The 13,450-nt window shown below is 25.3% G+C and carries 15 protein-coding genes and 2 pseudogenes; 8 read left to right on the top strand and 9 right to left on the bottom strand.

What is annotated here, in order from left to right; all coding sequences use genetic code 4:
- The first annotated feature begins 119 nt into the window (after positions 1–119).
- The 4 genes from ACOBME_RS00420 (at position 120) to ACOBME_RS00435 (ending at position 3,128) form a co-directional block, all read left to right on the top strand.
- Complete coding sequence (locus ACOBME_RS00420) at positions 120–344, top strand: PTS sugar transporter subunit IIB (protein WP_338963601.1); 225 nt, start codon at positions 120–122, stop codon at positions 342–344.
- Positions 345–458: 114 nt separating this feature from the next.
- Entirely contained in the window at positions 459–2,174 is a 1,716-nt protein-coding gene (locus tag ACOBME_RS00425) for a PTS transporter subunit EIIC (protein WP_419333911.1), read from the top strand.
- A 20-nt stretch (positions 2,175–2,194) separates the two neighbouring features.
- Complete coding sequence (locus ACOBME_RS00430; protein WP_338963598.1) at positions 2,195–2,434, top strand: hypothetical protein; 240 nt, start codon at positions 2,195–2,197, stop codon at positions 2,432–2,434.
- A gap of 322 nt (positions 2,435–2,756) precedes the next feature.
- The gene (locus ACOBME_RS00435; protein ID WP_338963597.1) at positions 2,757–3,128 is read left to right on the top strand and encodes a hypothetical protein; all 372 of its coding nucleotides are present in this window, start codon (positions 2,757–2,759) and stop codon (positions 3,126–3,128) included.
- A 157-nt stretch (positions 3,129–3,285) separates the two neighbouring features.
- Here the strand turns inward: ACOBME_RS00435 and ACOBME_RS00440 are convergent, their stop codons facing one another.
- A complete protein-coding gene (locus ACOBME_RS00440) occupies positions 3,286–4,257 on the bottom strand; it encodes an IS30 family transposase (protein ID WP_419333913.1) in 972 nt (323 codons plus the stop codon).
- A 119-nt stretch (positions 4,258–4,376) separates the two neighbouring features.
- Between ACOBME_RS00440 and ACOBME_RS00445 the strand changes: the two genes are divergently transcribed.
- Positions 4,377–4,571: a lipoprotein gene (locus tag ACOBME_RS00445; RefSeq protein WP_419333914.1), complete on the top strand. Its 195-nt coding sequence runs from the start codon at positions 4,377–4,379 to the stop codon at positions 4,569–4,571.
- Positions 4,572–4,827: 256 nt separating this feature from the next.
- On the opposite strand, the gene ACOBME_RS00450 is transcribed toward ACOBME_RS00445, so the two are convergent.
- From ACOBME_RS00450 to ACOBME_RS00475, 6 genes and pseudogenes are all read right to left on the bottom strand, one after another.
- Positions 4,828–6,900 (bottom strand): spiroplasma phage ORF1-like family protein, encoded by a 2,073-nt coding sequence (locus ACOBME_RS00450; RefSeq protein WP_419333915.1) that lies wholly within the window; start codon positions 6,898–6,900, stop codon positions 4,828–4,830.
- A 148-nt stretch (positions 6,901–7,048) separates the two neighbouring features.
- Positions 7,049–7,285, bottom strand: a complete 237-nt coding sequence (locus tag ACOBME_RS00455; RefSeq protein WP_338963583.1) for a hypothetical protein — start codon at positions 7,283–7,285, stop codon at positions 7,049–7,051.
- A 50-nt stretch (positions 7,286–7,335) separates the two neighbouring features.
- A pseudogene (locus tag ACOBME_RS00460) lies at positions 7,336–7,596 on the bottom strand (hypothetical protein); the annotation flags it as partial.
- Positions 7,589–8,602 carry a hypothetical protein gene (locus tag ACOBME_RS00465; protein ID WP_419333917.1) on the bottom strand — a complete coding sequence of 338 codons (1,014 nt, stop codon included), beginning with the start codon at positions 8,600–8,602 and terminating at the stop codon, positions 7,589–7,591. The pseudogene ACOBME_RS00460 and the gene ACOBME_RS00465, both read right to left, overlap by 8 nt.
- A complete protein-coding gene (locus ACOBME_RS00470; RefSeq protein ID WP_338963585.1) occupies positions 8,602–8,805 on the bottom strand; it encodes a DUF2649 family protein in 204 nt (67 codons plus the stop codon). The genes ACOBME_RS00465 and ACOBME_RS00470 overlap by 1 nt, the downstream gene beginning before the upstream one ends.
- 151 nt (positions 8,806–8,956) lie before the next feature.
- Positions 8,957–9,391: pseudogene (locus tag ACOBME_RS00475) on the bottom strand (DUF3627 domain-containing protein).
- 196 nt (positions 9,392–9,587) lie between these two features.
- Here ACOBME_RS00475 and ACOBME_RS00480 point away from each other — a divergent pair.
- The 3 genes from ACOBME_RS00480 to ACOBME_RS00490 all read left to right on the top strand — a co-directional run bounded on the left by ACOBME_RS00480 (position 9,588) and on the right by ACOBME_RS00490 (position 12,852).
- A complete protein-coding gene (locus ACOBME_RS00480; protein WP_338963247.1) occupies positions 9,588–10,550 on the top strand; it encodes an IS1/IS1595 family N-terminal zinc-binding domain-containing protein in 963 nt (320 codons plus the stop codon).
- 188 nt (positions 10,551–10,738) lie between these two features.
- On the top strand, positions 10,739–11,701 hold the full coding sequence (locus ACOBME_RS00485; protein WP_338963247.1) for an IS1/IS1595 family N-terminal zinc-binding domain-containing protein: 963 nt from the start codon (positions 10,739–10,741) through the stop codon (positions 11,699–11,701).
- Positions 11,702–11,889: 188 nt separating this feature from the next.
- Entirely contained in the window at positions 11,890–12,852 is a 963-nt protein-coding gene (locus tag ACOBME_RS00490; RefSeq protein ID WP_338963247.1) for an IS1/IS1595 family N-terminal zinc-binding domain-containing protein, read from the top strand.
- A gap of 24 nt (positions 12,853–12,876) precedes the next feature.
- Here ACOBME_RS00490 and ACOBME_RS00495 read toward each other — a convergent pair whose 3' ends face one another.
- Together ACOBME_RS00495 and ACOBME_RS00500 are read right to left on the bottom strand one after the other, a co-directional pair.
- Positions 12,877–13,089 carry a hypothetical protein gene (locus ACOBME_RS00495; protein ID WP_338963591.1) on the bottom strand — a complete coding sequence of 71 codons (213 nt, stop codon included), beginning with the start codon at positions 13,087–13,089 and terminating at the stop codon, positions 12,877–12,879.
- Between the two features lie 107 nt (positions 13,090–13,196).
- Complete coding sequence (locus ACOBME_RS00500; RefSeq protein WP_338966611.1) at positions 13,197–13,352, bottom strand: hypothetical protein; 156 nt, start codon at positions 13,350–13,352, stop codon at positions 13,197–13,199.
- Positions 13,353–13,450: the final 98 nt, after the last annotated feature.

Here is a 13,450-nt window from a genome sequence, read left to right on the forward strand (position 1 = left end):
GTTTTTTTTGTTATAACAAAAACTGTGATAAACTAAAAGTAGAAAAGCTTGGAATTAGCAACTATTTACTCTTTATAATCATTTAAAATAATAAAATTTAGAGAAAGGAAACCAAAATAATGGATGCAAAACCAATTATTATGTTGGCTTGTTCCGCCGGGATGAGTACATCAATTTTGGTCCAACGAATGGAAGAAGCAGCGAAAAAGCTAGATTGTGAGATAACTGTTTTAGCAATTCCAACCATTGAGGCAATTCATCGTTGGCAAGAATCTAGCATTTTATTATTAGGACCACAAGTTCGTTATGAATTAGATCGTTTTAACAAAACAATTAAATATTAAATTCCGGTTTTTGTAATTGATCAAATGGATTATGGGATGGGTGATGGTGACAAAGTCTTATCTTTTGCGTTACAAAAATTAAATTTATAATTTGAGAAAGGAGATGATTTAATTATGGGAGAATCAGTGAGGACAAAACCAAATAAATTGTATTGAAGTAAAATGCATAATGGTTTTGATGGTGATAACATTGTTTTTTTGCCTAATGCTGTGAATGCCCTTGAAGCGTTAAAATCTGTTAATGGGGTAATTTGAAATGCTTCCTTAATGGTGATGACGTTATATATTGTTTTTCTAATTGGTTATTTATTAGGAAAACGTCGTGGTCAAGACCCAGCAATTATGGATGGAATTGTTTATTTTGCCACTTTTATTGTCGCGGGAGCAGGGATTGGTGGTTGAGAATTTGCGCATAAATTTATGGGAGCAGAAGGGTTGTTTTCTGGCATTATTATTGCCTTTTTAAGTGCGGAATTATTTATTTTTCTACAACGCAATAATCGGTTAGCAATTAGGATGCCAAAAAATGTTCCCCCCGCCGTTGGTCATGTTTTTGCAAAATTATTACCAATGATTATTACAACTTTTTTATTTGGGATCGTATCACAGTTATTAATTTGAGCACCAATTGAATATACGGTGATTGATCAATTTAATGCACAATTTACTAAACAATCTGATTTTGCAGGAATTTTTCGAAATACGGAAGGGGAAATGTTTCAACTATTAAATGGAACTTTAGAACCTTTAACTGATGCTCAAATTGCATTAGTGAAAAAGATTGAATATTTAACAATGACTGCTGATTCAATGTGAGGACAATTTGGACCATTGAATGACATTGCAACAAATTCAGAATATAGTGCTTTTAATTTAAATTTTAAAGCATTAACATTAGTTACTTTAATTTATAAATTTTTTACATATCCTTTTATGAACGCTGCGTCTAATCCCGATGTGGGACTAGGATTTGCCTTATTATATATTTTATTTGTATCATTCTTTTGGTTCTTTGGTTTACATGGGACAAACATTATGAATGGAATTTTTGCCCCAGTTTGGTTATATGCAACAGTACAAAATTCAATTGCTTTTAAAGCTAGTCAAAGTTTACCATTTATTTTTTCACAAGGATTTTTTGATGGCTTTATCTTTTTAGGGGGATGAGGAATGTCCTTAGGGTTATTACTTATTACTCTAATTATGGGGCGTGATAAACAAGCACGAACTATCTCAAAAAGTTCAATTGCGCCAGGAATCTTTAACATTAATGAACTAGTAACCTTTGCGTATCCCTTAATCTTAAACCCAGTAATGGCTATTCCAGCAATTATTGGGCCATGTTTAATTGTGATTTGAACATGATTTTGAATTTCAACAGGGGTCGTGCCAGGCGCAGCATTATTAATTCCGTGAGTGGCGCCGGTAGGAGTTGGTGCTTTCATTACAACGGGAAGTTGGAAGGGAATTATTTTAGCCCTCTCAAATTTAATTTTAATGGCTGTCCTTTACATTCCGTTTATTTTAATTGCAAATAAAATTGCCAAAAATAATGATACTGCTGTTTCTCTTAATTATTTAGGTCGAATTCAATTCTTGTTTACGGGTCGTAATTATGCTGAACCACAAGCAAAAGCATTGCGTTTGCAACAACGTGCGGAATTAAAACAGAGTCCGAATCTCCAAGATCGTCGTGTTTTAAAAGAACGTTATCATAAGGAATGAAAAACTTTACATAATGAATTAGTAGTAAAATATCGTCAAGCACGAAAAGATAAAAAAAATGCAAAACAATTAGCAAAAAAGAATCGTAAAATAAAGAAAACATAACTGGAGGTGTCAAGTAACGGATGGGAATTTGAAAAACAGCCGCTAATACGAATAGTTTAGATCGAAAATATTATAATAATTTTGACGAAGTTCACCGTCTTTGTGAGGGACATTATACTTTTGATGTCTTTGAAGCAATTGACCCACTATTTAAAAAAATTGTTACATTATCATTATTAACGATGCGCGAAAAACTACCGTTAGATAACTTAAAGCAAGATCTTATGTTACACGATAAAAGTACTGGCCAAAGTTATTAATGTAACGAATATGTCCGTAACAAAATCTATAGTTTACAAACAAAAGTTGACCAAGATACTTATTGAACAATTTTTCGGTTTGAAAAAATCAAACCAAACCGCACGCGAGTTACATATTTACAACGAATTCAAAAAGAACAAACAATTGGTGGGGCGGTCCGATTTCTAGGAAAGCGAACTTTTTTAAAAAATATTCGGCAAAAAGGGGCTCAAATTAAACTTTATTTATCACAACAAAAATAAGGTTATTTTAAAGCAGATAATTGCATGGGCTTAATTTTTATGATAAGGTTAAAATAATATAAAAAGGAACAATGGTGAAATGATGCAAGTTAATCTTTTTGAAATTGATTATTTACAATTATGTTTTTCTGATTTAGGTTCAGAATATTGTTATGATGCTAATAACGAAGATATTATTTTATATAAAGATGAAGTTCAAGTTGATAAATTACGAATTAATTATCAGCAAGTGAAGTTAGATAAAGAATGAGAGTCTTTTAAACTAAAAATTATTGATACAGCAGCAGCTAGTAAGGTTTATCAAGCATGTCAAAATTTGAATTTTAAGATAGCAAATAAAATTAAAGTTTTTTGTAAGCTAAAACCACAAGGTAAAATGATTAGCCGTTGTGTTGCAAGTATTAGTCAAGTTTCAGCATCTGATCGAGTTTCTTTTGATGGAATTATGTAAAATGAAGTGCAACAAATCTTATTAGTCAAATAATACAATAAAAATCATAAAAAATCAATTATAAATTTTTAAAAATCAAAATATTTATAGTTTTTATTTTATTTTAAGGAAAATTAAGCACACTAAAAAATAATTTATTAAATTACTTCAAATAAACCTATTTAAAATTATCTGAAAATACCTCTTTTGCTGTTTTTCAATTAAGAACAGGCCTTAATTTATCATTTATAACATTAACTACTCAATTTATTTTTTGTTGACTAACATTATTAAAATCAGTTCCCTCAGGAAATCATTGTCTAAGTTCATAATTCATATATTCAATTAATGGTTTTTGTTGTGGTTTACCAGGGTCACAAAAATAAACTTGTGTTTCAGCAAATATTTCTAATTCTCTTCATTTACTAAATTCTTTTCCTCTATCAGTTATTATTCCTTTAATTTTCCCAAATAAATTATTACTTATAACAATATCTTTAAACTTTTCCACAACTTCATTAGCAGTATGATTTTTTAATTTCATAACAAAATAACTTTTACTATTTTGTTCAACTAAAACCAAATTACTAGATTGATGCTCTTTTCCAACTATGGTATCCATTTCAAATCAACCAACATCAGTCTCTTTATTCTCAATATCTCATATTGATTTAAAATTAATTAATTTACCACGATTATCAAATTTTCCTTTTGTTTTATATTTTTTACCACGATGACGTAAATTCTGTTTTAAAAAACCATAAAAACCCAAACGAATTCATTTATACAATGTTTTAACACAAACAGGAAATTTAATACCAAACTTTAGAAAATAACGATGAATAAGTTGTGATGGAGAATCACGATAAACATTAAATCTTATATTAATAAAATTTAATTGTTCTTCTGTAAACTTATATCTTTTATTATTCTTTTTTCTTTTCTCATAATACATTTTATCTGACTTATAAGCACTATATTCATCAATAGTTTTAAAACGCTTAATTTCTCGCAAAATAGTACTACGATTTCTGTTCAAACATTTAGCAATTTGTGAAATATTTATTTCACCATTCTTTTTTAAAAATAATTTTGATAATAATAATTTTTCCAATTTAACCCTATCAATAAAACTTAAATGACTATACATAACATTTATATACCTTTCATTAATTTATAAATTTAATATTAAAATTATTTAATACATTATTGATATATGATAAAATCAATTATAGCATTCAAGTAATTTTAATAAAGGAGAAGTAAAATATGAAAAAGTTACTAAGTATTTTAGGAATAATCGGATTAACAGCAACAAGTACAACAACATTAATTAGTTGTGAAAAACCAAATAATAATGAAAACGGGGGGGTAATAAACCTACACCAGAACCACAACAACTACCAGAAAATAGCAAATGAACTAATATTCCTAGAACACAGGCACCTAATAAAGAATTTTTAACTGCTACTAATAAATGATATTTTTATATAAATAAATATGAAAATAATTATATAACGACAAAATTTTATTTTGATAATAATTTTATTAATAATCAAAACACTTGATGACAACACTTAAAAAATGATTCATATTTTATTTGAAACTATAATTTAGTATATCGTTGAAATAAAAACAATGAACCACAAATACCAGAAATTAATAAAGACACAGGACTAATAATTGATTGAAAAGAATAAAAGGACTAACAAGTCCTTTTTTAAATTAATCGAACAAACTTCATAAAGATAATTAATAGGAATATATTTGTTATTGTATTATATAATGCTGGACTAAATTTTCATACCTCAAATGTTTGACTAAAAAAACTATATATTGTTTGAAATATTTTACCAACACCGCTTGCTAATTCGTTTACTTGTTTAACAACGGGAATATTATTTACAATTCAAATTGCAGCATTTTTTATATGACACGCTAAATTATATCAACTACAACTTTCATATTGGGCTTGTCATCATTGTCCATCAGGAAACAACCCGCCATTATTTATTTCTTGTCAGTTATAAATTCCAAAATTAAAATCATAATAACGGTACATATCATTTTCTTTTTGGGCTTGTAATTCAAAAACATTATAACCGATTTTTTGTTCTTCAATTTTTTTGTATTTTAAACCGTATTTATCTTTTAAAGCACCTTCAAAAATATAACCTTCATTTTGATTAATATTATAATTATTTGCAACTGAAAAATCATAATTAAATACATTACCATAATTAGTATTATAAAAACGATTTTTAAATGCTGAATACAATTTAATGTCTAATTGATTGTATTTATCAGAAAAATAAAAATAACGAGGATAAATTTTAAAACCATTATTTGCTAATAAACCATATTTTTTATTATATCCTTGTACATAAGTATCATTTTCTAAATCAAAAATGGTACGTAAATAATCTTTATAAAAATTTTGGGAAACCGTAAACATACTATTTAATAGTTTTTCAAATTGATTTTTATTAGTATTAGTTTCATCAATTAAAACATCTCTAAAATTAATCAATTTTAAACCAAAAAAATTAATTAAAACAGTATCATACTGTAAATTATCAATATAACCACTTTCAATAAAATTACTACGATTTTGAAAAACAGGTACCAAAGCATGGGTAAAAAAGGCTTTTAAAAATTTATTAATATCAATTTGACCTTTCATCTGTTCAAAAACCATTTTACCAATATTAGGAGAATTACCTTGATAATAATTATAAGTTTCAGCACTAAAATTAAAAGTATCTTCTTTTTCTTTTATGAAAGAAAATAAAAAACCTAAATCATCAGTATACCAATAACTATTTGCATTATTACCATCCCAATATTGTTTAAAATGTGTTAATTCTAAACTACCAGCAATAATATTTTTATTTTCATCAATTGTTAAAATCATCCGATAAATTGATTTTCTAGTTAAAATAACATCAGGTTTTCAATCTAATTTTTCCATATTATTAATAATTTCAAAATCAAAAATTATTCTTTCACTACCCAAATTTGGGTCATCATAGTTTGGATTACCACCTTGCTGAATTCGGATATTTTCTTGTACAATAACATCAATATATTTAAGCAAAAAAGAACGAACATTTTGATAATATTCAGTATATCATTTTAATTTGCCATCATTATCAACAACGGGTAATTCTGGTTCACCGTTTCCATCTCAACGATATACTAAATTATAGTTTCAAATAAAATCTGAATCATTTTTTAAGTGTTGTCATAACAAATTTTGATTTTTAATAAAATTATTATCAAAATAAAATTTTGTAAGCAAATATTGACCATTTCTTTTTTCTCCATAAAAATATCATTTATTAGTAGCAGTTAAAAATTCTTTATTAGGTGCCTGTGTTCTAGGAATTTGTATTCAAAACTCATTAATCATTTTAACTAATTGTAAATTATCAATACCTCTTTCTAATTTATTAATAACTTCCACAGTATTAAAATACTTAGCAAAAGAATAAGAAAAATTAGTTAATTCTTTTAAAAATTGTTTTTTATCAACATCATAGAATTTATCAATATTATATTGTTTAGCATAAGTATCTCAATTTTTATATAAATCCATAAACTCATCACTAGGCTTATCAAATGAAATTCCCGTTGAATAACTATTCTTTAAAAAGTCTAAATATCATTTATCATTATAAGTTAATGTTTGTGATGTTTTTAGAGTTGGATTAATAAAGTAATTTGTTTCAGACCAGTTTTCAAAAAAACTACTGCGTAAAAACATTGTATTAATAAAATCAGTTTCATTCATTCCCGTTGTTTGTTAATTAACAGTATAATTCTGCTGATTTAAGGGTTTAAATGCTGTTAAAGTAATAAATGGAATAATTAAACCTAAAATACCTAAAATAGATATGGCAAATAAAGATAATGATTTTTTCATATTTATAATTCAACCCCTAACTATACAATGTTTTTGAAACAATAAACCCAACAATATATAAACTTGATATTGTTAACATTAATGGATGACTAAACAAAATTGCCATTTTACCAAACAAAGAAAGTAAAAAAGTATCTGAGTTATATAAATCCATAATGATATTTTTTGCTGATGTTAATTGATTTATAATCACCGTAATAAAACTAGTACCAAAAATAGCAATTGCAGCAACTAATAAAACTAATCTAATCATTAATCTGTTTCCTTTCACCGACCATTTTTATTAGCCTTATGTGCTTTTTTAACACCACGTACTGTTGAAGCATACAATTTTGATGTACTGTTTTTAACAGTTGAACCTAATTCGTTATATTGCGTTCTTGTTCCGTGAATTGCATAAATAGACAACTTAACAACCATAAAAAAGATAATAAAATAAGCAATAGTTGTATTTGTCATTGGTAATTTAGTATTTCAAATTACATCAAAAATAAACAAAAATACATCAAAAATAAAACTAAAAATCTTATCTCAATTATTACTTTCTGATAATAAATTAATCATCTTTATCACTTCCTTTTTCTTTTTTAGGTTTTAAATTTTTTTTCAAAATATCAATATCAAACAATGCTAAACGCTCTTTAACACTTAATTTAGTAATTTCTGACCAATAATATTCTTTATAATTAACTATTTCATCATTTTTTAAATCACGAACAAACTTTAATCATTTACTATCATATTTCTGTGCAAATTCTAATGGAATAATTATTTTAAAAAACCGAATTCCTAACCCAACATCCGACTTATGTTTTGCTCGTTTACCTTCGGCTGTTCGTTCTACTGATTTTGTTTTTCAAATTTCATAATCTGTAATATCTTGAAAAATACCAATTCGCATAATAAAGAAACGATTAAAAAAATTAAATCCTTTTTTAGCAATAGGTTTTTTAAATGAAATTGGAATAATAATACCACTTGCTAATTGTCGAATATTATTTAAAATCATACCCTCACGCTGAGCAGTAAATAAAGCACGATTACCAAAATGTCTTGCTAATACAATTCACGGAATTTTACCACTATGAACTTTTTTCTCATCGTGGGGACTAGTTCCATCAATATATAAATAACTTTCATCAAATAAAATAACACTATCATCTGGGGGAACTGGTTTTGTTCTATCTGTAAAATCTAAATTTTTAAATGTTAAAACTTTAACTTTATCATCTTCTAACGGATAATTACTATAAATCTTATCTGTTAATAGTTTCATAGTTTGTGATAAATAAGTTAAAAGTAAAGTTTTTCCCGTCCCTAACTTACCAATAATTACTGATAACGGATTATCTCAAACAAAATTTACTAACCGAAAAGCACTCAACTGATAAAATATGTTTTTTCAAACTCATCAGACAAAATAAACACATTGCAAAGCAAACAATAATCAAAATACTAAACCGGTATAATTTAATGAAATTATTCAAAGTAATAAATAAATTAAACTAAACAAAATCATTGAACCACTAATATAACAATAATTTTTTACGAAAAATATAAATTTTTTCATTACTTAAAATACCCAACTATTTTAAAAACCATTCACAATAAAAACCACGTTAAAAATAAAATCACAATTCAAATACCAATCATAAGAGTTAAATATTCATTTTGAGTTAAATTTCAAGTTGTAATAATTTCAACATTCGTTTTATCTATAAACAAAAATACATAAATAAAAAACTCTTTTAATTTTTCTCAATCATTTTGCATATTTAAAAACTCCACATTTTCTGAATAAGTTTAAAAAACATCCCCAAAAATAAAACGATAAATAATACAAATGATATGACATATAAAAATTCAGGAGCATTTGAACCAATAATATAACTAACAAATTGAACTCAATAATCATATAAACCCATTAATTTAAGTCCTTCAAATCATTAATTAATTTATCTACTTTTTCATCACTTCAATTTGTTAAATTATTGTTAGTTGTTTTTACTTTTTGAGGTTCACCAGGAAATATTGCTTTTTTCATTTGTGTAAAATAATTTTATTTGTATTGATTATACAAATTGATTAGTTCTGCCCCAGTTAAATATTTTCACACATGACGTTTTAAATTTTCATCATATTTTACAATACGATAAGAATTATCATAAATCAAACCGATTGCTACTTGTTCTGAGTGTTTTTCACTCGGATAAATAAATTTATTACTCAACCAAAAACCAATATGACGATTATGATTAGGTAAATTTATAAAAATTGCTTTTTCTGTTTCAAAAACTATCAACTCTTTACGAATAAAATAATTTTCTATATTTTGATTTTTCTTAACAAAATTACTCAATTTTATCAACTCCTAACTAAATATTTATTTAATAAACAATGTTATTAACAATGTTAAATATATAAAATAATAAAAATTGACACACTGAAAAATACTATTTAATTTTTAATAATAGTCTTTAATTTTGTCGAAAACTCTTGATATTTATAAAATATACCTAAAATTAGGTATATTTTTAATATATAGAGGTAAATAAATGATGAAAAAAATAATTACAGAATTAATAAATAGCTTAACAGATGATCAATTTTTAGAATTTTATGAAAAAATAAAACAACAAGCAGACTTAATTAAAAAACAAAAACGTTTAAATGAAATTGATCAAAAATTTAGAGATAAAGGCATTATATGTCCTAATTGCAAATCTTTTCATTGTGTTAAAAATGGTCATAATTCCGAAGGAAAACAAAAATATTTATGTAAAAAATGTCGTGCTAGTTTTGATGCATTTCGTCATCATTTTACTTATTGAAGTCATTTAAATTATGAACAGTGAAATTTATTAATTCAAATTTCATTGTTAGGACAATCTAGTAAAATAATTTCTCGTTTTATTAAAACAACCCCAAAAACCGCTTGATATAATCGACAAAAATTAATGCAATCAAAACAATTAGAAAATACACAGTTAAAATTTAAAAAATTAAATGGTCAAATCCAAATGGATGAAACATTTATTAAAGAAATTCATAAAGGCAATTTTAAAGATAAATTTGATAAACGAAAAACTCATCTCGATCCATTTTCAACTGATACCAAATGCTGTATTCAAATGGCAGTTGATAGCAATAATAATATTTTTGTTCAATCCACCAATACCAAAAGATTACAAAAACAATGGATTATTGAAAATATGAATAAGCAACTAATTAAAGAAAAATCAATAATTATTTCTGATATGCAACCACTATATTTATTAGTAGCAAAACAAACAAATTCTACTCTATATTCCACCAAAACTAGTACAAACCCTGATACTAGTTATCAAAAGTTAAATAAGATTAGTAAATTACAATCCAGTCTTAAAGAAGCCTTAATTCATTATCATGGTTTGGGTTTCACTAATATTCAAAATTATTTAAAGCTCTGAAAATGAAAATACCAACACAAAGGTTTAACACCAAACCAACAATCAACGGTATTATATTTTAACGTTTAAAAAATTTAAAGCAAAATCATAATCTTACACAAAATTAGTTTTCAAATTGTCATATTGATGATTTTTTTTATTTCATCAAGAGTTTTCGACAAAATTAAAGATAATAGTCTTTAATTTTGTCGAAAACTCTTGATATTTATAAAATATACCTAAAATTAGGTATATTTTTAATATATGGAGGTAAATAAATGATGAAAAAAATAATTACAGAATTAATAAATAGCTTAACAGATGATCAATTTTTAGAATTTTATGAAAAAATAAAACAACAAGCAGACTTAATTAAAAAACAAAAACGTTTAAATGAAATTGATCAAAAATTTAGAGATAAAGGCATTATATGTCCTAATTGCAAATCTTTTCATTGTGTTAAAAATGGTCATAATTCCGAAGGAAAACAAAAATATTTATGTAAAAAATGTCGTGCTAGTTTTGATGCATTTCGTCATCATTTTACTTATTGAAGTCATTTAAATTATGAACAGTGAAATTTATTAATTCAAATTTCATTGTTAGGACAATCTAGTAAAATAATTTCTCGTTTTATTAAAACAACCCCAAAAACCGCTTGATATAATCGACAAAAATTAATGCAATCAAAACAATTAGAAAATACACAGTTAAAATTTAAAAAATTAAATGGTCAAATCCAAATGGATGAAACATTTATTAAAGAAATTCATAAAGGCAATTTTAAAGATAAATTTGATAAACGAAAAACTCATCTCGATCCATTTTCAACTGATACCAAATGCTGTATTCAAATGGCAGTTGATAGCAATAATAATATTTTTGTTCAATCCACCAATACCAAAAGATTACAAAAACAATGGATTATTGAAAATATGAATAAGCAACTAATTAAAGAAAAATCAATAATTATTTCTGATATGCAACCACTATATTTATTAGTAGCAAAACAAACAAATTCTACTCTATATTCCACCAAAACTAGTACAAACCCTGATACTAGTTATCAAAAGTTAAATAAGATTAGTAAATTACAATCCAGTCTTAAAGAAGCCTTAATTCATTATCATGGTTTGGGTTTCACTAATATTCAAAATTATTTAAAGCTCTGAAAATGAAAATACCAACACAAAGGTTTAACACCAAACCAACAATCAACGGTATTATATTTTAACGTTTAAAAAATTTAAAGCAAAATCATAATCTTACACAAAATTAGTTTTCAAATTGTCATATTGATGATTTTTTTTATTTCATCAAGAGTTTTCGACAAAATTAAAGATAATAGTCTTTAATTTTGTCGAAAACTCTTGATATTTATAAAATATACCTAAAATTAGGTATATTTTTAATATATGGAGGTAAATAAATGATGAAAAAAATAATTACAGAATTAATAAATAGCTTAACAGATGATCAATTTTTAGAATTTTATGAAAAAATAAAACAACAAGCAGACTTAATTAAAAAACAAAAACGTTTAAATGAAATTGATCAAAAATTTAGAGATAAAGGCATTATATGTCCTAATTGCAAATCTTTTCATTGTGTTAAAAATGGTCATAATTCCGAAGGAAAACAAAAATATTTATGTAAAAAATGTCGTGCTAGTTTTGATGCATTTCGTCATCATTTTACTTATTGAAGTCATTTAAATTATGAACAGTGAAATTTATTAATTCAAATTTCATTGTTAGGACAATCTAGTAAAATAATTTCTCGTTTTATTAAAACAACCCCAAAAACCGCTTGATATAATCGACAAAAATTAATGCAATCAAAACAATTAGAAAATACACAGTTAAAATTTAAAAAATTAAATGGTCAAATCCAAATGGATGAAACATTTATTAAAGAAATTCATAAAGGCAATTTTAAAGATAAATTTGATAAACGAAAAACTCATCTCGATCCATTTTCAACTGATACCAAATGCTGTATTCAAATGGCAGTTGATAGCAATAATAATATTTTTGTTCAATCCACCAATACCAAAAGATTACAAAAACAATGGATTATTGAAAATATGAATAAGCAACTAATTAAAGAAAAATCAATAATTATTTCTGATATGCAACCACTATATTTATTAGTAGCAAAACAAACAAATTCTACTCTATATTCCACCAAAACTAGTACAAACCCTGATACTAGTTATCAAAAGTTAAATAAGATTAGTAAATTACAATCCAGTCTTAAAGAAGCCTTAATTCATTATCATGGTTTGGGTTTCACTAATATTCAAAATTATTTAAAGCTCTGAAAATGAAAATACCAACACAAAGGTTTAACACCAAACCAACAATCAACGGTATTATATTTTAACGTTTAAAAAATTTAAAGCAAAATCATAATCTTACACAAAATTAGTTTTCAAATTGTCATATTGATGATTTTTTTTATTTCATCAAGAGTTTTCGACAAAATTAAAGTCCTTATCTAATTTTTCTTGTTCTTTTTTCTTATTTGCTTTAATTTGGCGAATTTTTTGATAAATTGATAAACCAATTCATGCAAAAATACCTAATATAATAACAACACTAAAAATTGTCGTTAATCAAACTGGCATAACTTATTCCTCCTAAAAATCTAATTTTCGCGGCACGCTTCGCGTGTTCGCTACGCTCAAAATAAACTATATTGAATAAATTACCGCTAATAAATTACGCGGATAATTTATTCATCTTCTTTTTCATTATTAATTACAATATTATTTACCGTATTAATAACATTATCTTTTCCATACTTAGTTACTAAGGACCGTAAAATAAAATAATGTTTTCTTTCCATTAAAAAATCAACTCCTTTCTGAGTTGATTTGTTGCACTTCACTTACACGATGCCATAACGGCATGCTATTTCCAACTACAACAGTTGTAATGGCAAAAAAACTTAATATTTTTTTCATAAGATAAAACCTTCCCTTTGTA

The sequence above is a fragment of the Spiroplasma endosymbiont of Sarcophaga variegata genome (assembly GCF_965178695.1).
Classification (GTDB): domain Bacteria; phylum Bacillota_I; class Bacilli_A; order Mycoplasmatales; family Mycoplasmataceae; genus Spiroplasma; species Spiroplasma poulsonii.